Origin of the sequence: Dickeya parazeae Ech586 (assembly GCF_000025065.1) — a bacterium.
In the GTDB taxonomy this organism is placed as follows: Bacteria; Pseudomonadota; Gammaproteobacteria; order Enterobacterales; family Enterobacteriaceae; genus Dickeya; species Dickeya zeae.
The window spans coordinates 621,550-642,968 of sequence record NC_013592.1 but is presented as its reverse complement, the minus strand read 5'-3'; the positions used below and the strand labels follow the sequence as shown (position 1 = coordinate 642,968).

The window sequence follows — 21,419 nt, the reverse complement described above, 5'->3', positions numbered from 1 at the left end:
GCGTCATCCGAGGGATGTAAAAAAGCCCGCACACGGCGGGTTGGGTAGGTGGGGATCGATCACCCGATTATCGGGCTGTACTTGTCTTTGAGTGTGCCGGATACCCAACTCCAGTAAACCTGGCACTATCGGCTTATTTGATGTCATAAAATACCTCGTCTATTGATTCGTCATTAGGCTGTCTGTTTTCTGAGTAAATAAAATCGGCGCACTGTGGACGCAATTCATTATCGGCGTATGCATCAGTCGATAACGTGCGGCAGAATGCGCCTGTGCGAACCCCGGCAGCATAGCTTGCCGGGCATATTGATAGGTCGCCCATTGCCCGAATTCGTGGAGCGACGGGATGGTTACCGGTTCGCGGCGATCAAAACCAACCAGCGCGGTATCCACCAGTTCCTCTACTGCCATCAGATCGGGAAGCGTATTGATGTCAGTGCCTGAGCACTCCCCAATCTCCGTGTACGTCACGTCAGTAAGCACGGCCTGAACGTAGACACCACAAGGAGCCAGCTCAAGACTGAGTCCCTGAGACAGAAACAGCACGAACGCCTTGGTCGCACCATAAACGGTCAACCCGAACTCCGGTGCCATACCGACCACTGAGCCAATATTGATGATGGTCCCCCCACCTACCTTCGCCAGCCGCGGGGCAATCGCGTTGGTAAGCCGGACAAGCGCCGTCGTGTTGAGTGTGACCAGCCGCTCGACATCGTCCGTCGACTGTTCAATGAAGTTCCCACCGATATTTATTCCCGCGTTATTCACGAGGATCCCAATACGCCTGTCTTCGCGCAGTCGCGCCTCCACCGCAGCAAGATCGTCGGATCGGGTGAGATCAGCCGACAGAACATCGACAGTGACGCCATTCTTCTGGCTCAGATCGGTTGCCAGGGCATCCATGCGTACATGATCGCGGGCAACCAGCACCAGATCATGGCCACGGCTGGCGAAACGCTCGGCATAGACAGCGCCAATGCCGGATGAAGCGTCGGTAATGAGAACCGAAGGAGTCGTTGTCATACGTTTACTCTTTTGTCAGAGAGAGATGATGAACATCATGCTTGCATGGATAGATGATGTATGACATATATTATAGATGTCAACTGACATTTATAATATGAGAGGTAGCATCATGCACTACACCACGTTTGGTCGTAACACCGGTTTACGCGTATCCGAGCTGGCGCTCGGCACAGGCAACTTTGGTACCCGTTGGGGCTATGGTTCGGAAAAAGAAGAGGCAAAGCAGGTATTTGATCGTTATACCGATGCTGGCGGCAACTTTATCGATACGGCTGATGCCTATCAGTTCGGCCAGTCTGAGGAGATAATCGGCGAGTTCATCGCCGCTGATCGCGATCACTTTGTCGTCGCGACGAAATATACCCTCAGCGCGATGCCGGACGCGGGCATCTCTCAAACCGGCAACAGCCGTAAGAACATGATTTCGTCGGTGGAAAACAGTCTTAAGCGACTGAAAACCGACCGTATTGATATACTGTGGGCACATTTTGACGACCAGTTAACCCCGCTTGAAGAGATCGTTCGCACCTTTGACTATCTGATCCACTCAGGGAAAATCCAGTATGCCGGGCTATCCAATTTTCCGGCCTGGCGTATCGCCCGGGCGGATACGATGGCGGAGCTGCGTGGCTGGTCGCGTATTGCCGGTATTCAGGTGGAATACAGCCTGGCACAGCGCACCGCCGAACGGGAACTGCTGCCGATGGCGGAAGCGCTGGGGCTGGCGGCAACGCTTTGGTCTCCGCTGGGCGGCGGTCTGTTGACAGGGAAATACCGCCACAGCAGCGAAGGTCGCCTACAGGGATTTGGCGGCAGGCTGGTGCACATCGAGCGGGATACCACGCTGCTGGATGAAGTCATCGCCGTGTCACAAGAACAACAGCGGCAACCTTTGCACATTGCCATTGCCTGGCTGCGGCAGAAAGCGGCCCATTCCAGCACTAGTCTGATCCCTATTCTGGGTTCCCGTACCCTGAATCAGTTGGATGATACTCTGGCGGCACTGGAGGTGACGCTCAGTGATGAACAGATGGTGCGCCTTGATAACGCCAGCGCCGTCTCGCTCGGGACCCCGCACGATCAGATAGCAAGCAGTCTGCCCCGCGCTCAGGGCGGCGACACCGCGCGCATCGCCGCGCTACGACCGCCACGTGCCTGAGTCGTTTGATCATTATTGATGAAAGGCATCATCTATTGAGTCTAACATTTTCATACAATAAGATGATGCCTGCCCGGTGGTGAGGAGAAAGCAATGGCCCGTGTATCAAAACAGCAGATGGAGCGAAACCGCGAAGAAATCATCCACGTTTCTTCGCAGCTCTTTCGTGAACGCGGCCTGAACGGCGTCAGTGTGAATGACTTGATGGCAGCAGCGGGATTAACCCATGGTGGCTTCTATGGACACTTTGCTTCCAAGGATGAACTGGCCGCTATCGCCAGCCGCAAGGCGTTTGAAGACGCCAGCATACAATGGCAGGCGATCAGCCAACAGCCGGGGCAAAACAACCTGTACACACTGGTAGAACACTACTTGTCTGCCAAACACCGTGATGACGTCAAGGACGGATGCGCAATCACCGCGTTAGCCAGTGATGTCGCTCGGGAAAGTGAAGAAAAACCGATACGAGAGGTGTATCTCAATGGCGTGAAAGACATGCTGGGCAGACTGGAGTCCCTTTCCGGCAAGGAAGACGGCGAACAGCGCAGGCAACAGGTACTGACGCAGGCAACCTTGCTAATCGGTGCATTGGTACTATCGCGAGCCACCTGTGGCGATCCGCTATCGGATGAATTTCTCGCGGCAGCCAAAAAAGCGCTGCTGAACGAGGCATAGCGCGTCGCGCCGTTACAGCACCACCTTCTCATACTCCGCATCCAGCAGCGTAAAATCATACTGCCGCTGCGAGGAGAGCATCACCCGCCGGTCTTTAGTCACCAAAATGGCTTCGATGTGCGGTAACCGGGACAGGTAAGCCAGACCTTTTTCCACACCCAGACCGTAAATTAGGGTGGTGTCGATGTCCCCGTCGATGGAAGCATCGGAAATAATGGTGACACTGAGTAATTCGTTATCCAGCGGGTAGCCGGTTTTCGGGTCGAGGATATGGTGATACACACGACCATCACACTCGAAATAACGCTCGTAAATACCGGACGTCACCACCGACTTATTCGCTACATGAATCATACCGATGAGTTCGCCGTTGTCGCCAAACGGCTTTTGTAAACCCACCGACCAGGCGGCCTGATGGGCACTTTGCGGCCTGCCGATAGCCAGGACATTTCCGCCCAGATTAATCAGCGCATGATAGACGTGGTGTTGGTAGAGGAATTGCCTGATGACATCAGCAATATAGCCCTTCGCTATTGCTCCCAGATCGATTTCCATCCCTGCTTTTTCCAGCCACACCGAACGCTCTTTTGCATTGAGAATGACATGACGGGGGTCGGTCAGCGCCAGTAACGCACGCAGCTCATCAGCAGGTGGCACACAGTGCCCCTGAAAGCCGATTTTCCAGCGCTTTACCACCGGTCCGATAGTGACGTTAAAGCAGCTGCCTTCCAACAAGCTGACGTCTCTGGCACGCGTAATCAGGTTAAACAACCACGGGCTGACGACAACCGGGTGTTTTCCTGCCACCTGATTGATAGCCATCACCTCGGAGTTATCCCGATTAACGGTCAACACATCTTCCAGTTGTTTAATGCGGCCAAACACCAACACTGCCAGTGGCTCATTTGGCTCAAACAACTTGAGCAGGATGGGTGACCCCATCAGCACAGTGGAATAGCTATAAATCCGATCATCTGGCGGCATAGTGGGGACCTCTGAAAAAGAACAGATCGAGCCTGCGTCAGCAGCGAGGGCTGACGCAGGCCGGCATGACAGACCGACACGAGCCCCGCACTTACATGCGCACGTAGGTCGCGGCGTTACGGCCCGCCTGAATACCAAACACGATGATATCGGCGATGGCGTTACCGCCAATGCGGTTGCCGCCGTGGATGCCGCCCACCACTTCACCGGCAGCGAAAGCCCCCCGAATCACCCGTTTCTTGCGATCCAGCACGGCGGTATCGGTATTGATCACCACACCGCCCATAGTGTGATGTACACCGGGTGCGATGCGAATAGCGTAAAACGGCCCCTGATTGAGCGGATGACGCAACGCGGTTTGACGGCCAAAATCGTCGTCATGCTGTTTTTCAACAAACCGGTTATAGCGCGCCAGCGTCGCCTGTAGCGCATCAGCATCGATAGCCAGTTTATCCGCCAGTTCACGTGGAGACGCCGCACTCACCACAAAACCACGGGATAAATACTCGTCAGCCGCCTTATTTTTCACCCTCACCTGCTCATCAAACAAAATATAGGCGTACTTCTCCGGCAGAGCGATGATTGACGCCGACACCTTGTCACGGGTTTCCATTTCGTTAAAGAAGCGTTGGCCCTGCTGATTCACCAGAATCGCGCCGCCACCGCGAATGGATTCAGAGATCAGATAAGAGGTGTTCTGCTCCACCGTGGGATGGATCTGAATTTCGCCCAGGTCCACCGTATCCGCCCCGACCTTCTCCAGAATGGCAATACCGCAACCAGTGGCGCCGCGATGATTGGTGGTGACAAAACCATCCAGATCCGGGCGGTATTTCAGCACCATGTCGCGATTGGCGCTGAAACCACCGGTGGCAACGATCACCCCTTTGGTGGCGATGGTCAGTTGTTCGTTGTCTTCGCTCTGCACACGCACCCCGGTCACCGCACCGGCGTCGTGGAGGATATCAATGACCGCGGTTTCCAGCATGACGTCGATGTTGCGCTTATTGATATTTTTGACCAGCCCGCTGATCAGGAAACCGCCAACCGCCGAGCCATCTGCCGGTCGGTGGGTACGATCCACGCTCATGCCGCCAGTAATAGTAATGTCGTTCAGTTCGATGCCACGCTCCGCCAGCCAGTCGATCGCCATCGGCGCACCTTCGACGAATCGTTTCAGCAAATCGGGGTTATTTTTTTGTTTACCGCCTTTCAGGGTCTCCTCGTAGAAACGCTGCTTGTCGTCGACAATACCGCGCATTTTCTGGAAACGGGTGCCTGCCGCATTCATACCGACAGACGCTTTGATGGTATTGCCACCGATGCTGGACATTTTCTCGACAATCAGCACGCGGGCACCGTCATCACAGGCCTGAATCGCTGCTGCCAGGCCTGCGCCACCACTGCCGATCACCACCACGTCATAGCAATTCATCTCGGCCAGGTCACCACCTTCCTCCACAATCGCCGCCTTGCAGGATCGGGCCAGTGCCTTGGAGACGGCTTTTTTCACCGCTTCGCTTTGCACCGTCGCACCAGTGACAGCATCCACATGCGGGCTGTTCGCCTCCAGAATGCGTGAACGAATCACCTCAAAGCTGCTGACAAAGTCGGTATGCAACTGCGCATGGGGCATGAGTGTCACATCGGCGATGCGGTCCGTTTCCAGACTGATGTTAATAACCAGCTCACCGGCATCATCCTGTACGGTTTCCTGAAAAACGCCGGCTTTGAATTTCTTCGCTGCCAGACCCATATCGCGGATCATCGCTTCCACCAGAGAGAAGCGCCACAACGGCTCTGGAATGGTCAGAGCTTCACGCTGGGTGCTGTCGATAAACAAGTCGATCTTCTGCTGACTAATGAGCCGCTCGGTCCAGTCCGGGTAAGCAATGCAGGCTTTCCCTACCGCCACCAGGTCGTAACCATGCTCCAGCGCGGCATCGGCATCCGCCTGATTAACCACCCCGCCCACGCCGATAACCGGTACTTTAGCCAGCGTGTCAGAACGCATGGCGACATATTTGCCAATCAGCGGGGTAGGATCGGTGGTATCGACGATGGAAGAACGCAGGGTATACCCCATGGAGAAATGCAGATAATCCAGCCCGCGAGCCGCCAGTTTCTCCAACAGGTACAGGGTGTCGTCAAAGCGGATGCCCGGTTCTTCGATTTCTTCCGGCGAAAAGCGATAGCCGATGATGAAAGAATCGTCTGCATACTGGCGTGCCATTTTGTGAGTGATATCCAGCACAGCGAGCGGAAATCTGGCGCGGTTGTCGCGGCTACCGCCCCATTCGTCGGTGCGCTGGTTGGAGTTCGGGGAGTAAAACTGCTGAATCAGATAGGTATTGGCACCGTGGATTTCCACACCGTCGAACCCCGCTTCAATCGCACGGCGTACCCCTTCACCAAATTTGGCGATCATCGCCTCGACTTCCTCGCCTGTGAGCGCCAGCGGAACCGCCGCGCCTTCACGCGGTGCGGCCACTGCACTGGGCCCAACCGGTGAACGCCCGCCAATCAGTTTCGGCTCCACCATGCGACCACCGTGGTAGATTTGCAAAATAGCCTTTGAGCCTTTCTCCTTGATGGCGGAGGCGATTTTTGCCAGCCCGGCGATTTTATTGTCGTGGTCGATACCGATGGCACCCGGAAATGCCAGCCCTTTATCGTCGATAAAGCAGCACTCCACGATCACCGCCCCGATACTACCGGCACGCACCTGATAGTACTCCACCAGTTCCCTGGTGACGGTGCCGTCATAAAAGCCGGTACAGGTGGTCATCGGTGCCATCAGCAGACGGTTTTTAAGCTCGACACCGTTAGGCAAGGTAAACGGACTGAATACCTGGTTATTAACGCTCATAAGAGACTCCATAAATTACCAATGTTTTATAGGCTTTGAATGGGTTATCGGTTTATTGTTTTTTGTTTTGCTTAAGCGGGCCGATGTCATAGCGTTAATATGATTGGCTTTTTAGTTTCTAAATAATCAATTTAGTTAATTAACTAATAAACCACTATTATGTCATCGCGTTGTTTAAAGCGTGGTAAAAGGGAAAATAAGTTGTTCACATTTATTTTAAATAAGATAACGCTTTATTTACCTGAGCAAGAGAAATGATGGTACGAGGCAGTAAAGGGCTGACGAAGGCGTCATGAGCCAGAAGGCGGCTTTGGCGCTAAGCATAACGGTGGTAGGAGAACAGGGTTTGCGAAAGCGGTAACAACAGGGTCAACACCAGAAAAAAATATGACAGAGCCCCTCTCATAAATAAAACACCGGTTCATAATCATGCCCCATAAAATAAAAACCCTCTCATGAGGATTAACGTGGAATCATGAGGGTTTCTATCCTGACGCTTTATTTTATCTGCCCTGTTCCCACAATAAAACGCCGACGCTGTCGTGACACGTTGCGCAACGATCCATCGAAGGCCAGCGGTTCTATCGGGTGGCAACAAATACGGAAGGTGGCTGCCCAAACTGTTTGCTAAAGGCCGTGCTGTAAGCACTGTGACTGTCGTAACCACTCGCCAGCGCCACCTGGGTGATCGGTATTCCTTGCATCAATAGCGTGAGTGATGACATTAACCGCAACTGCTGACGCCATCTGCCGAAGGTCATGCCAGTCGACTGGATAAAGCGCCGGTGAAAGGTCTTCTCGCCCATTGCCAGCAAGCCAGCCCATTGCGTAGCGGTAGCGGCATCGCCAGGGTTATCCAACAGCGTTTGGCATACACGCAGCATCGGGTTGTTCTCCCCCATCGGCCACGGTAGATGCAGTGGAAGAACGGGCTGGGTATGCAGTTCTTCCACCAGCAGCGCACCGAGCAGATGCATGCGCCGGGAAGAGGCGATCGGATCGTCGACTCGGCTCAACGCCATAATCAACTCACGCAGCAGACCCGAGACATGCACGACACAGTCGACCGTCGGCAGACGATCGACAACCTCCTCACGCACGAACAAACCGCATGCTTGCAGCGACACGGGGGCAACCAGCCGGTGTGCCACCCCCGGCCGTAACCAGACTGCCGCCGTGGGCGGCACCAGCCACTGACCACTTTCGGCTTCCACACGCAACAAGCCGCGATCCGCATAGATCACATGACCATACGGATGCTGATGCAAAGGCACGACATGGCCTGCGGGGTAATGCACGGCGACACCAAATACTGGCAGACCACAGGCTTCGCCAGCACTCAGATCAAGCGCATGGCCGCCGTCTTGGGGAGAAGAGAAACCCATGTCCGTGTATTTTGTCCAAACTGATAAAGGATTTGTCTATTTTTATGTAGATAGACTAAACGTGCAAGACCTAGAATCGGTGGTAAATCACTCCACAGGGTCTATTGCGCTCATGACTACACTTACCCTCTCGCAACGACGACTACCGCTGATTTCCGGTCGGGGTCGGCGCGCGCATGTTCGTGCCATGACCCATCCTGATTCCCCCTGACCCCGACCGTCGTCAGCTTGTCCCAGGCCAGGGGAGTCGGGTATCCACGATCCCTTTGGAGTGTTTTCATGCTGACAGATCCTTCCCAGAAATACCGCCCGGCCCCGCTGGTCAATCTTGTTGATCGTCAATGGCCGTCACGTACCCTGACACACGCCCCCATCTGGTTATCCACCGACTTACGCGATGGCAATCAGGCGCTGTTTGAACCCATGAACCGCGAGCGCAAGCTGCGCTTGTTTCATGAACTGGTACGCCTTGGTTTCAAGGAGATTGAAGTGGGCTTTCCCGCCGCCTCGCGTACGGATTTCGAAATAGTGCGCCACCTGATTGACACAGAACAGATTCCCGAAGACGTCACCCCAATGGTCATGACGCCATTGCGCGAAGACCTGATCGCCGAAACGGTACGCTGTGTAGCTGGCGCACGACGTGTCATCGTACATTTCTACAATGCCATTGCTCCCGTCTGGCGCGAAACCGTGTTCGGCATGAGCGTGCCGCAGATTATCGACATGGTGGAACACCACATTGGGCTGTTCAAGCGGCTAACGGCAGCCCACCCGGAAACCGAGTGGGTCTTGCAATACTCACCCGAGACCTTCTGCATGGCCGAGCTGGACGTTTCACTGTCCGTCTGCAACGCCGCTATTCACGCCTGGGATGCCGGGCCACAGCGAACGATGATCATCAATCTGCCAACCACGGTTGAGGTTTCTACGCCTAACGTCTTCGCCGACCAAATCGAATGGATGGATCGGCGACTGGCACGGCGCGAGCACATTGTGCTGTCGGTACATCCACACAACGACAGGGGGACGGGCGTTGCCTGTGCCGAACAGGCTCTGCTGGCCGGTGCGCAGCGTGTCGAAGGTTGTCTGTTTGGCAATGGCGAGCGCAGCGGCAACGTCGATGTCGTCACGCTAGCGTTGAACCTGTATACGCAGGGTATTGCGCCGGGTTTGGATTTCTCTGACATTGCGGCGGTTGCCCGTGTCGCCGAAGAATGTACCGCGCTGCCCATTCACCCACGTCACCCGTATGTAGGCGACCTGGTCTTCACGGCCTTTTCCGGCTCGCATCAGGATGCCATCGCCAAGGGTTTCGCCGCACAACACGCACAACAGGCCGACAAGCCGTGGTGCGTGCCGTATCTGCCGATTGACCCCAAGGACCTCGGGCGTACTTACGACAGCATTGTGCGCGTCAATAGCCAGTCGGGGAAAGGCGGTATCGCGTTCTTGCTACAACGCGACCACGGTATCGTCATGCCGCGTCGAATGCAGGTAGAGTTCAGCGCTATCGTACAAGCGCTGGCCGACACCAGCGAAACGGAACTGGCCAGTGAGCAAATTTGGGCGCTGTTCGAACGGACATACCTTGTTCCGATGCAAGAACAACCCGGCTTTATCTATCGCCACCACCGCCTGTTCGATCATGCCGACGGACAAGGTATCGCACTGGAACTCCTTCATACGGATGGAGACGTCAGGATTGTCGAGGGAACAGGCAACGGCCCGATTGCCGCGACGGTGGCCGCGCTGGGCTTACCGCTACGCATAGACAGCTATGAAGAACGCAGCCTGGGCGCGGGTTCCAGCGCGGTAGCACTGGCGATTGTCGAGGCGGCCATACCCGGTGTACCCGGCTCACGCTTTGGCGTAGGCCGCCATACGAACATCACGACCGCGTCGATTCAGGCAGTCCTGAGCGCTGCAGCCCGCTTCTCTGCGGACATGCCGACAGTTGACTGATTAGTATGATGATGACCACGTAGGGGATACCCCCTATGTGGTCTTTACCGGTCGTTAAACGCCCGCCTATCGACAAGCCTTATGGCGTCGGTAACAAAAACGCCTTGAATTGCGGGGTCATCACCGCCTCGAATCCTTTATCGGTTTTGGTAATCAGGTAAACCGCCAGTCCCTGCTGTTCCGCCAGCTTCAACGCTTTTTCGGTACCCAGCACCATCAACCCGGTATCCCAGCCATCGGCTTCCAGCGCTGTTCTGGCAATCACGGTGGCGGAAACCAGCTGATGGGTAATCGGCCGCCCTGTGGCCGGGTCGATGATATGAGAGTAGCGCTTGCCATCCTGCTCGAAATAATTGCGATAACTGCCGGAGGTGCTGATACCGTAGCCCTGCAGGTCAACCGCGGCCTGAATCGCGTTTTCTTTATCGGTGGGTTTCTGAATCGCAACCCGCCAGGGTTGTCCCTGACCGTTGACACCTCGACTGGAAATCGCGCCGCCGACCGACACCAGATAATTGGTGATGCCTTTACGGGTCATCAGTTGCGCCAGCAACTCAGCGCCGTATCCCTCGCCCAGCGTGGAAAGATCCACATACATATCGGGCAGATCTTTTTGCAGCCATTCGCCCTGATTATTACTGATCAGACGCAGGTGGTTTAGCCCCACTTTATGCCGAGCCTCATCAATCTGTTGCTGGCTGGGAACCCTGGTCGGCTGCTTCTGCGGCCCGAACCCCCACAGGTTAACCAGCGGCCCTACCGTGATATCCATCGCCCCGCCGGTTGCCCGGCCGATACGCTGTGCGGCCAGAATAATATCCGCCATGCCATTACTGATTGGCTGAGGGTCTGTCCCAGCGTAGCGGTTAAAACGGGATAAAACCGAATCACTACGGTACGTGGAAATCTCGTTGTTCGCCTGTTCCAGCAACGCATCGACTTCCTGTTGCAACTGCTGGCTGCTTTCCGGCAACGCCCCGCTTATCTTCACGCTGTAGAACGTGCCCATGGTTTTACCTTCAAAGGTGGTAAACGGGCGCGAATTTTCGGCGGGCGATTGCGGTTTACAGGCGCTCAGCACGCCAAGAATACCGAGAAAGAGAACGGATTTTAGGGCGAAAGACGCCATGAACAGCACTCCTTGAATCACAATGACGCGCTATTGATAGAGCAAGATAGACCGATTGAAAAGTGCTGATGGGAAAAAACCTGTCTGAACGCAAGAGATCGGTGCAACATCGTGCTTTCTGCCGGTCAAAATCATCCGCCCGGTTTACGGCCTGTACCCCATGTACTCAACTAAAAAACGCGCCCCAAGGCGCGTTTCAAATTGCTGACAAATACCTTGATTATCGGTGAGTAGGTTTTTCTGGCGTCCCAGACAGTGCTGAGGTGGACGACTTCGCCGGGTGAGCCGCCTGGACGCGGCGAAAGCCCGTGCCGTGCCGGGAGCACGTCACGGGCGGCCCGAACAGCGAAGGCGAACGCCGAAGGTAGCGCGTAGCGCCACTGTTTAGCCACCAAGCCAGTGGTCAAGGAGAGGCGGCGTTTGAGCCTCTCATTGTCGTGCGTGCGATAAAGCAGCAAAGAAACTACACCCCTCATTCCGCACGAAACTTTTCACTGACCGGACAAACTTCACCATTCATAAAACAACATCGCTGTTTTTCAACAGCATCAAACGCGCCCCCAAGGCGCGTTTCGATGACATCCGGTTAGCGTGATTACGGCGCTTTCGGTGCAGCAGGTTCTTGCTGGTGTTTGGCAAAATTGTCGTTAAACTGCTTTTTCTGGTCTGGCGTCAGCACGTTGTACATTTTGTTCTGAATCTCCAGACGGGTCAGCATATGGGCTTTGTTGGCCTCGACCATGCTATTGACCACCGCTTCCGCTTTGGCTTTATCAAAACTGTCAGCCGCAATCAGGCTGTGCCATTGCGCACGCTGTTCTGGCGAAGGACGCTCACGATCCTTTTTCGCATTCGCCATAATGTCGCGCATTTTCTGGCGCTGCTCATCGGTCAGGTTCAGCCCCTTGAACATCATGTTTTCCTCCATTCCGCGTTCGCCACGTTCGCCGTCATGATGTTTCATCATGCGTCCCCCCTGATCCGGCGGGGTGGTATCCTGAGCGTGGGCGAACCCGGCGCTACTCAGCGCCAGTGCAGAGGCAATCATCATCACAGTTAATTTAGACATAAGACCTTCCTTCACGTTACGGTTTTAATTATCAACACACCACAGTGCGTCAACCTGTAATGCATCAACCTTTGTGATGCAGTATAGGTCGGTGAAATTCAGTTAACCGAGAGTCAGGGTAAAGGTTTGCAAGGGAGATATTCACAATTGCGCCAATTGTGGAGAAAGCGGAAGTATTCCGTAAGCGACACGCCAGAATGAGCAAAAGGCAGGGTGGTTAATCACTCTGCCTTTTCGTTAACGCCCGATCACGCTATGTTTATCAGGCGGTTTGCGTCTGACGAAGATGTTTTTCACGGCGGATTTTGCGCTCTTCCATCACGGCAACCATCGCCATCAGGCAGATACAGCCGATAGCGGCGGCATCGAGCGCGGCAAACGTTCCCGCCCAGCCGGTCAGCCCGAAAATCGGGGTGCCATCGGCTATCATGCCCAAACCCAGCTTGGCGAAACTGTCACCAATCAGGTAAGCGAAGGTACCTTTAATACCATCCGCAGCGCCGATAGCTTTCTTCGGTACAAACCCAACGGCGGCTACGCCAATCAGCAACTGCGGGCCGAACACCAGAAAGCCCAGCGCAAACAGCGACGACAGGTAAACATACTGGTTGCTGGCATGCTGATAGACCCCCAGCGTGACGATGATCAGCGCCAGCGCGATACAGGCAACCAGTCCACGGCGGCCGTTCGCCAAATCCGACAGCCAGCCCCACAACAACGTTCCCACCAGCGCACCGGCTTCAAACAGGGTGAAGCCCTGAATGGCGACAGCTTTCGGTAACTTCAGCTCCTGATAGGCATACACCGTGGACCACTGGTCGATACCGATCCGCACCACGTACAGGAAGATATTGGAGAAACACAGCAGCCAGATCACTTTATTTTTCAGCACGTACTCAACGAATATCTGCCATTTGGTCATGGTGCCGTCCTCGGCTTCTTTATCTTCGTCAGAGATAGCTTCATCAAACAGCTCCTCTGCTTTTCCCAAGCCGTAGGATTCCGGTGAGTCACTGCCAAACCGCAGGCCAATGAAGCCGACAACCAACGCGATGATAGACGGGAAAATAAACATACCGATGACATGACCGTCGAACAGATAGTTGGCACCGAACAGAGCGACACCGGCGGCCCCCGCACCGCCGAGGTTATGGGAAATATTCCACAGCCCCAGATAGGTGCCGCGCTTGCGGCGTGGCGTCCACTTGGTAATCGTGGAATAGCTGCATGACCCGCCGGTACTCTGGAAGAACCCACTCAGCGCATAAAACGCGATCATCAAAAGCAGGCTGACGGAACCGGTTCCCATGCTGGCACTGAAACCGAGCATGCAAATCGCCGACAGGATCAGCATAAACGGCAGAAACTGCTTGGTGTTTTTACCGTCGGCGTAATAGGACACCAGCGTTTTACCCACGCCGTAGGTTATCGAAAAGCCCAGACCAATCATGCCAAGCTGCGTCATGCTCAGCCCATAGGTGCCGATCATGTCATTTTGGGCGATGTTAAAGTTTTTACGGATCAAATACATGGTTAGGTAGCCGATGAATACCACCAGATAAGACTGCATGAACGGCTTAAACCACATTTTTCGCCGCACATCGAGCGGCAGATCCAGCGTCGGGCGACGCACCTGGGTTAAAAAGTTAAGCATGATGTTTCCTCTTACGGGACGGGATAGCCTGCGGCCTTTCAACCCGCAGTGACCTTTTAGCCCACATTGTAAGAAGCCCCGACACCACGGGCTTGAGGGAACGTCCTGCTTAAACTAGGAAATTTTCCCGGTTTTTGCCGGTTCAGAGGAAAAGGGTGAAGCGAATCACGCTATATCTGTTCATGCTACATCTGTTCACGCGACATCTGTCGTGGTTCGCGGCGACGACGCACGCAGGAAAGGCAGTAACAACAGTGCTGAGACGCCGCCCGCGACGGCAATGACCGCGAAAAAACCGGTCCAGTGCCAGATGTCCATGATACGCGCCAGCGGCCAGCCCGACAGCGACGCCCCCAGATAGGCAAACAGCCCGACAAACCCGGTGGCGGCACCGGCGGCGTCCTTGTGAGAGCATTCGGCAGCGGCCATGCCGATGAGCATTTGCGGGCCAAAAACGAAGAACCCGGTGGTAAAGAAACAGGTAGCCTGCATCACATAGCTGGCGAACGGCATCAGCCACAACGAACCGACAGACAACAAAATGCCAGCGGCGAAAATCAGGTTCATCGGGCCGCGGTTGCCGTTAAACACTTTGTCCGACCCCCACCCGGCCACCAGCGCGCCGATAAACCCACCCAACTCAAACATGGTCACCGCCGAGTTCGCCGTCACCAGATCCACCCCCAGCGTTTCCGACATGTAAAGGTTGCCCCAGTCGTTGATGGCGGCACGCACCACGTACACCAGCACGTAACAGCACGCCAGTAGCCAGATGTACGGGTTAGTGAACACATACTTATGCAGGATCTCCCGGTGCGACAAGCCAGCACCTTCCTGCTGCTGGGCTATCTCCAGCGCATCCTGCCGCCATTCCCCGACATGCGGCAGGCCGAGCGTCTGCGGCTTATCACGTAGCCGCCAGCATAAAAACAACCCGGCGACGATCGCGAGCGTACCGGCGATCATCATCCCGGCACGCCAGCCGTAATGCAGTGTCGCCGCCCCCACCACCATCGGGATCACCGCGCCACCCACGTTATGCGCTGTGTTCCATAGCGCCCACCAACCGCCACGTTCAGTGCGCGAATACCAACTGGTGAGCAGTCTGGCGCATACCGGTGCGCCCCAGCCCTGGAAAAAGGCATTCGCCATCCACAATGTCGCGAACGCCCACAGCGATGAGGAAAAACCAAACAAAATATTGGTCACACCGGTCGCCAGCAGCCCAATCCCCATAAAATAGCGGGCATTGGAACGGTCACTCACCACACCCGACAGGAACTTCGACGCCCCGTAGGTCACATAAAATAACGTGGCCAACAGCCCGATATCCGTACGCGCCATTAATCCGCTGGCGAGAATCTCCGGCACCGCGGCGTTAAAACTTTTCCGGGTGAAGTAAAACAGCGCATAGCCCAGATACAGCGTAATCAGGATATGCCGACGCCAGTAACGATAAGTGTCGTCAATCGCCTGACGGTCGCGCAGCGGCGGCGCGCTGGCGGGAATATTCAGGAACCGGATAAGGGAGAAACGGGGGTGAGGGAAGCCGGACATCAAGACTCCTTGCTGGCAGACAGTGGCACACTGACGGTGACACGCGTACCGTGAGTACAGGAAAGTTGCAGGGTGCCACCCAGCGCGCTCACGCGCTCGCGCATTCCAAGCAGACCAAACCCACCCGAGCCGGACCCGGGCGGCAGACCGCAACCGTCGTCCTCGATAACCAGCATCAGGCGTTCATCCTGCTGCCAGGCCTGTAGCGTCACCGCACTGGCGTTGGCGTGTTTGACAATATTATTTAACCCTTCCTGACAGACGCGAAACAGCGTGACCCGCAACCCTTCACCGAGCGACGCTTCGTCGATATGCCAGTCGAGGTGGCTGATGATCCCCTGCTCTTCCAGCTCCATCTCGCGCATCAGCGAACGTACCGCCTGTTCCAGCGTGAGGTCGTCCAACTGGCGCGGGCGCAAACGCCCCATCAATCGTCGCACCGAGTCATACACACTCAGCGATAATTGCTCAATGAGCGTGCTACTCTGACGGACATGGCGGCTTTCCGGGGCCAGCCGCTGAAGAATACCCGCCTGTGTGCGAATGGCGGTTATCGTCTGACCAATATCGTCATGCAGTTCCCGCGCGACATCGCGTCGCACGTATTCTTCCATCTCCAGCAGGCGTTCTGCCAGGCGGCGATTACGCACCAGTTGGTTTTGCAGCGACACATTCAACTCGCGCAAGCGCTGGATACCCGCGCCAAGCAGTAACCCGGTCAGGCTCTGAGCCAGCAACGAGAGCAATAAATCCACTGGATGTTCATGCCAGGTCTGGCTGGCGATAAGCGCAATCGCATTCATTAACGTAGCGATCAACGCCCCCTGCCAGCCATAATGCCAGGCCAGCGCAATGATCGGCAGCGCCAGACAAAACGGGGTAAAGCGCGATAAATCCGCCGGTAGCCCCAGTTGCAGCCCCAGGCTGACCACAAACAGCAGCAGATACCACAGCAGATGGCGCCCACGCCAGTTCACCGGCTGCGACACCAGCGATGGCCCCAGCGGTAGCCAGGTCGAACTGGACAGGTAATGCCAGATAAGCAGACAGGTCGGCGAGAGCGTCAGCCCACCGGTCAACGTCAACAACAACACGGTAAGTGAGTCTTCACTGCGGCCAAGCCACGGCAGGGATTGCAACAACGCGGCCGCAATCAGCGCACCGCCTTGCAACAGCAACGTGTGCCAGTCATCCTGACGGGCCTGTCGGGATGCCAGCATCACCGGCAACAATGCCAGTATGCTGCCCGTGAGCAACAAAGGGAGATGGGTCAACGCGACTTCGCTCGCAAGCCAGACCAGCAACAGCCATTCGCTCGCCAGCAACACCGGCCAGAAACGACGTGGCGATTGCAGCATCAACCCCAGCCGCAAACCGAAAGGAAACAGCAACACCGCCAGATCCGGGCGCGCAACCAGATGCAGGCTGATGCTCCACAGGCAAAACCACGCGGCGCAAAAGATAAAACTGCTGGCGAAAGCGGCAATGAGCCAGGTGACAATCGGGCGCATCACCAACCATCAAACATGCGTCGGGCCAGTTCCACGTCATTGCTGACGCCCAGCTTTTCCATCAGGTTGGCGCGATGAACGTGAACGGTTTTTGGCGACAACCCCAGCTCTGCGGCGATGGTTTTCACCGCCATCCCCTGGGCCAGTTTTTCCGCCACCTGGCGTTCGCGACGCGTCAAAGGATCCCGCCTGCCGGACGCCAGTTTCAAGGCGATATCCGGCGTCAGATAACACCCGCCACCTGCCACGGTACGCACGGCCGCAATCAGTTCATCCGGGCTGCAACGCTTAGAGAGAAAACCACGCGCGCCCGCATTCAGCGCCTGCTCAATCAATGCCGGGCTATCGTGCACCGACAGCATAATCACCGCCATGCCTTTCGGCAGTTGACCAAGCAACTCAAGCCCGGTGCAATCGGGCATAGAAATATCGCAGATACATACCTGAGCCCCCCGCCCCGGCAATCCCGCCAGCGCCTCACGCCCGGAACCGAACTCCCCGACTATCTGCATATCGGGCTCCAGCCCCAGCAACTGGGCAAAACCAGAACGGACAATAAGATGATCATCAATCAGGGCAAGGGTAATCATGGTTGAACCTGGGGAACAGGGAGGCGTTTTACCTTAGCGTTAAGCCTGGGTCTGTTCAAGCGCAGAACCACCGCCCGCCGTCTTTATATCAACAGTGTGAAAGCCATCAACGGAAAGAAAGCCGCCACAGGGGGCTGTTATCGCCGTCAACATAGCGTGACGGCGAATTGGAAGGCCAGAAACACTCAGAACAACGAGCGGTGAAACGCCGTGGCCTCGTTGGCCAGTGCATCCAGATGGGCGCGGATCAGGTTAATTTTCTGTAATAACGGATTACGTTCAGGGGACTGATCCATCATGTTGACACGGGTAACCAGCTCATTGATTCTGGCGCACAAGTCCGCTTCGCGCTGACGCGCCTGTATCAGTTGCACGTGAAGCTGCTGATAGTCGCGCTGCCAGATCTGCTGTTGTCGGCTGACACTGGCTTCCAGCGCCTGCAATGCGCTTTCCAGCCGTGATTCCAACTCTTCGATACACATGGGGGTTCCTTCTGACGTGCCTTCTCTGACGTAACCTGCGGATTATAATGACAGTCCCGTGCGACAACAAATGCCATACTGAATTACCGGGTTTTCACCGAGCGCAGCACGACGAATTTCGCGTTACTGGCAACGTTCTGGCAGTTGCCAAACAGCCGTTTCAGCTTGTGGAAATAATCCAGATGACGGTTGCCGACTACCCGCAGCTCCCCACCTACCGTCAGACAACGACGCGCATCAACAAACATCTGCCAGGCAATGTCATCGGTTATCGCCTGTTGCTGGTGAAACGGCGGATTACACAGTATCGCCTGCTGACTGTCCGGCCCGACGCCTGCCAGTGCATGGTTCACGACAAAGCTGCAGCGGTCCTTATCCTGCGGCCGGTTGTCTTCCACATTGCGCTGACTGGAAGCCACCGCCATATAAGACTCGTCGAAAAAGCTGACCGATGCCTGCGGGTTCAGCGCCAGCGCAGTCAATCCAATCACGCCATTACCGCAACCTAAATCGACAATTTTACCGTCCAGTTGCTCTGGCAGATGCTGCATAAAAAACCGGGCACCGATATCCAGCCCGCTGCGGGAAAAGACGTTGGCGTAATTATGAATGCGGGCATTGTGGATAGGACTGGCGACCTCATCCAGCGGCCAGACCGTTATCACCGGGTTGCTGTCCACCAGGTTGTCATCGATAACACGCGCTTGCGGCTGACAGTGAATCAAGCGGGCTTTTTTCCACGCCAGTGAGGTACGGGTCTCCCCCAGAACTTGCTCGAACAGTTGCAGCGTAGACGTGTGGATGTCACGCGCTTTCGCCCCTGCGATGATCACGGTTTGTGGCGTCACCACCTCCCGTAACTGGCGCAATTGATGCTCCAGCAACGCCAGCGTTTTCGGCACTTTCAACACCACCAGTGCCGGTGCACTCGGCAATGGAGAGAGACTGTCTTGCAACGTGACCGACTCCGGCGCATAACCATTGAGCGACAGGTTGTGCCGGGTCGCCAACTGACTAAGGAACGAGTCGCTGATGCAATAAGGTGCCTGCGACTGCAAGCCACAGGCCAGTGCGCCGAACGCATCATTGAAAATCAGTCGGGGACCGGGGCCAATCGGCATCGTCGCCAGTTCCCGCAGCAGATACTCATCCGCCGCTTCCCATGCCTGCAACGATGATTCACGTTCAGACTGCGGGTAGCGGACCAGCGTCAGGTTATGTGTTTCCAGCTCAAGTTGGCTCATGGCCTCTCCTGCAATACAAAATCTGGCGCTGTTTATCCCTTAAAACAGCGTCGCAGTAAATGGTTTTCCGGCAACGTAGCGACAGTTCGTTACCTCTACGCCCTATTATACTGAGGTATCAGGCCATTGCGGTGAACACGTATGCATCAGATTGTCATGCGTGGCAAGCCAGGGGGTTGACCCTGTACAGGAACTATCCTATCTTTTTTAGTGCAAAGGGGAGTAACTTCTCGCTGGTTAATCGTCATTACAGTGCAAGCGCACTCGGTTACCAGGCAACCTTAATGACTTTGTCCGCATTAAGTTGTAAGTGAGACCTTGCCAGCAGGCGAGGTCCATTTGCAGCACCGTGAATAGCAAACGGCCTGTGCCTTCTGACACAGGCCGTTTTGTTTTCTGACAACTGGGCCAGAACACACTTCCTCATGGGAAAGGCGCTAAGGATACAGTTATGGTAACGATAGGAACCCCGCTGCTGTGGAGCAGCTTCACCATCATCGTGGTAATCATGCTGGCTATTGACCTGTTTTATCAGGGCAAGAAAGGCTCGACGGTGATGACCGTTAAACAGGCCGCCGTCTGGTCGCTGGTGTGGGTCAGTCTCTCACTGTTGTTCAACTTCGGCTTCTGGTGGTATCTCAGCGGTACGGCAGGCCGCGACGTAGCCGATGCTCAAGCACTGGCGTTCTTTACCGGTTACCTGATTGAAAAAGCGCTGGCCGTCGACAACGTGTTTGTCTGGCTGATGCTATTCAGCTATTTTGCCATCCCCGCGCAATATCAGCGCCGGGTACTGGTGTATGGCGTACTGGGAGCGATAGTCCTGCGTACTATCATGGTGTTTGCCGGTAGCTGGCTGGTTTCCCAGTTCCAGTGGCTGCTATACCTGTTTGGAGCGTTCCTGCTGATAACCGGGCTTAAAATGGCGCTGGCGAAAGAAGACGACGCCGCCATCGGCGAAAAACCGGTCGTGCGCTGGCTGCGCGGTCACCTGCGAATGACCGATACCCTGCAAGGCGATCGTTTTTTCATCCGACAGAGTGGCTTGCTGTACGCCACACCGCTATTTCTGGTGCTGGTGATGGTGGAAATCAGTGATGTCATCTTCGCGGTAGACAGTATCCCTGCGATTTTCGCCGTCACCACCGACCCGTTCATCGTGTTGACGTCAAACCTGTTCGCCATTTTAGGGTTGCGCGCCATGTACTTCCTGCTGGCGGGCGTAGCGCAAAAATTCTCTATGCTGAAATACGGTCTGGCGGTGATCCTCGTGTTCATCGGCATCAAGATGATGCTGATAGACCTGTTTCACATTCCCGTCGCCATTTCGCTCAGCGTGGTGGCCGCTATCCTGCTGGTCACCATCCTTATCAACATCTGGGTTAACCGGCGCACCGGACAGTAACGCCATCCTGTCAACGTCGCCCTATCACGCTACGCGCCCCGTCTGAAGACGGGGCATTTTTTTAGGTGTGTCGGGCTCTTTTTTCAGGCGCGGTTCTCAGGCGCTTTTGGTAGATGTTCTCAGGCACTTTTGGTAGAAGAGTGCGCCTCATCCACTCTGAACGGGTCGATGCCGTTACGCTGCATACGCCAGAAGCGGATGATATTGAAGCCGTTTATCACCAGAAAACTGGCTTCGATCAACGAGCCACCAATCGACCCCAACCAGATATTGTGTGTCACCCACAGCGCGGTCGAACACCAGATGATGCAACGGGTCGTCAGTCCATGTGCACGGAACAACGCCCAGGTGCTGCACACTGTCCCGATAATCGGCAACAGTTCCATCGGGTGTTTTACGCCCGGTAACCCGAGCGACAGCGTCAGGGCGATAAACACGAACATCACCACGATATTGCTGGTTTTCAGGGTCACCAATGTACGGCCTGAATTGAGCAAAGCACTGATGCCTGCCGCGTTCGCGCCCATCAGGAAGAAGTGGCAGGCGATAACCGCGCTATAGACGGAGAGTTGGATTTTGAATTTTTTTTCACTGCGGTTGAAAAACATGGTGATACCGACAAAAAAAGCCAGTACACCAACAGCCTGGGCAAACACGTAAGAGGTCATGATTCCTGCCTTAAAGCGCCATGATGAAAAAACGGCGTTCAAATAAT

General features: G+C 55.4%; 17 protein-coding genes. 4 read left to right on the top strand and 13 right to left on the bottom strand.

What is annotated here, in order from left to right:
- Positions 1-159: 159 nt before the first annotated feature.
- Positions 160-1,023, bottom strand: coding sequence for an SDR family NAD(P)-dependent oxidoreductase (locus tag DD586_RS02905; protein ID WP_012883319.1), 864 nt, complete (start codon positions 1,021-1,023; stop codon positions 160-162).
- A gap of 112 nt (positions 1,024-1,135) precedes the next feature.
- Here DD586_RS02905 and DD586_RS02900 point away from each other — a divergent pair, with 112 nt between their 5' ends.
- Positions 1,136-2,185: an aldo/keto reductase gene (locus tag DD586_RS02900; RefSeq protein ID WP_012883318.1), complete on the top strand. Its 1,050-nt coding sequence runs from the start codon at positions 1,136-1,138 to the stop codon at positions 2,183-2,185.
- Positions 2,186-2,278: 93 nt separating this feature from the next.
- A complete protein-coding gene (locus tag DD586_RS02895; RefSeq protein WP_012883317.1) occupies positions 2,279-2,860 on the top strand; it encodes a TetR/AcrR family transcriptional regulator in 582 nt (193 codons plus the stop codon).
- Positions 2,861-2,872: 12 nt separating this feature from the next.
- On the opposite strand, the gene DD586_RS02890 is transcribed toward DD586_RS02895, so the two are convergent.
- The 3 genes from DD586_RS02890 to DD586_RS02880 all read right to left on the bottom strand — a co-directional run bounded on the left by DD586_RS02890 (position 2,873) and on the right by DD586_RS02880 (position 8,098).
- Complete coding sequence (locus tag DD586_RS02890; protein ID WP_012883316.1) at positions 2,873-3,844, bottom strand: FAD:protein FMN transferase; 972 nt, start codon at positions 3,842-3,844, stop codon at positions 2,873-2,875.
- Between the two features lie 91 nt (positions 3,845-3,935).
- Positions 3,936-6,713, bottom strand: a complete 2,778-nt coding sequence (locus tag DD586_RS02885) for a flavocytochrome c (RefSeq protein WP_012883315.1) — start codon at positions 6,711-6,713, stop codon at positions 3,936-3,938.
- Between the two features lie 581 nt (positions 6,714-7,294).
- Positions 7,295-8,098 carry an AraC family transcriptional regulator gene (locus tag DD586_RS02880; protein ID WP_012883314.1) on the bottom strand — a complete coding sequence of 268 codons (804 nt, stop codon included), beginning with the start codon at positions 8,096-8,098 and terminating at the stop codon, positions 7,295-7,297.
- 279 nt (positions 8,099-8,377) lie between these two features.
- On the opposite strand from DD586_RS02880, the gene DD586_RS02875 reads away from it, so the two are divergent.
- Positions 8,378-10,063, top strand: a complete 1,686-nt coding sequence (locus DD586_RS02875) for a 2-isopropylmalate synthase (RefSeq protein WP_012883313.1) — start codon at positions 8,378-8,380, stop codon at positions 10,061-10,063.
- A 79-nt stretch (positions 10,064-10,142) separates the two neighbouring features.
- On the opposite strand, the gene apbE is transcribed toward DD586_RS02875, so the two are convergent.
- From apbE to rlmG, 8 genes are all read right to left on the bottom strand, one after another.
- Positions 10,143-11,192, bottom strand: a complete 1,050-nt coding sequence (apbE, locus tag DD586_RS02870; RefSeq protein WP_012883312.1) for an FAD:protein FMN transferase ApbE — start codon at positions 11,190-11,192, stop codon at positions 10,143-10,145.
- Positions 11,193-11,787: 595 nt separating this feature from the next.
- A complete protein-coding gene (gene spy / locus DD586_RS02865) occupies positions 11,788-12,261 on the bottom strand; it encodes an ATP-independent periplasmic protein-refolding chaperone Spy (protein WP_012883311.1) in 474 nt (157 codons plus the stop codon).
- Between the two features lie 262 nt (positions 12,262-12,523).
- Entirely contained in the window at positions 12,524-13,915 is a 1,392-nt protein-coding gene (gene uhpT, locus DD586_RS02860; RefSeq protein ID WP_012883310.1) for a hexose-6-phosphate:phosphate antiporter, read from the bottom strand.
- A 195-nt stretch (positions 13,916-14,110) separates the two neighbouring features.
- A complete protein-coding gene (uhpC, locus tag DD586_RS02855; RefSeq protein WP_012883309.1) occupies positions 14,111-15,472 on the bottom strand; it encodes an MFS transporter in 1,362 nt (453 codons plus the stop codon).
- On the bottom strand, positions 15,472-16,983 hold the full coding sequence (gene uhpB, locus DD586_RS02850) for a signal transduction histidine-protein kinase/phosphatase UhpB (protein ID WP_012883308.1): 1,512 nt from the start codon (positions 16,981-16,983) through the stop codon (positions 15,472-15,474). The genes uhpC and uhpB overlap by 1 nt, the downstream gene beginning before the upstream one ends.
- The gene (gene uhpA, locus DD586_RS02845) at positions 16,983-17,573 is read right to left on the bottom strand and encodes a transcriptional regulator UhpA (RefSeq protein WP_012883307.1); all 591 of its coding nucleotides are present in this window, start codon (positions 17,571-17,573) and stop codon (positions 16,983-16,985) included. The genes uhpB and uhpA overlap by 1 nt, the downstream gene beginning before the upstream one ends.
- A gap of 185 nt (positions 17,574-17,758) precedes the next feature.
- A complete protein-coding gene (locus DD586_RS02840) occupies positions 17,759-18,055 on the bottom strand; it encodes an MbeD/MobD family mobilization/exclusion protein (RefSeq protein WP_012883306.1) in 297 nt (98 codons plus the stop codon).
- Between the two features lie 83 nt (positions 18,056-18,138).
- A complete protein-coding gene (rlmG, locus tag DD586_RS02835; RefSeq protein ID WP_012883305.1) occupies positions 18,139-19,299 on the bottom strand; it encodes a 23S rRNA (guanine(1835)-N(2))-methyltransferase RlmG in 1,161 nt (386 codons plus the stop codon).
- A gap of 451 nt (positions 19,300-19,750) precedes the next feature.
- Here rlmG and DD586_RS02830 point away from each other — a divergent pair, with 451 nt between their 5' ends.
- A complete protein-coding gene (locus DD586_RS02830) occupies positions 19,751-20,704 on the top strand; it encodes a TerC family protein (RefSeq protein WP_012883304.1) in 954 nt (317 codons plus the stop codon).
- A 119-nt stretch (positions 20,705-20,823) separates the two neighbouring features.
- On the opposite strand, the gene DD586_RS02825 is transcribed toward DD586_RS02830, so the two are convergent.
- Positions 20,824-21,372 (bottom strand): YgjV family protein, encoded by a 549-nt coding sequence (locus DD586_RS02825; RefSeq protein ID WP_012883303.1) that lies wholly within the window; start codon positions 21,370-21,372, stop codon positions 20,824-20,826.
- Positions 21,373-21,419 lie beyond the last annotated feature (47 nt).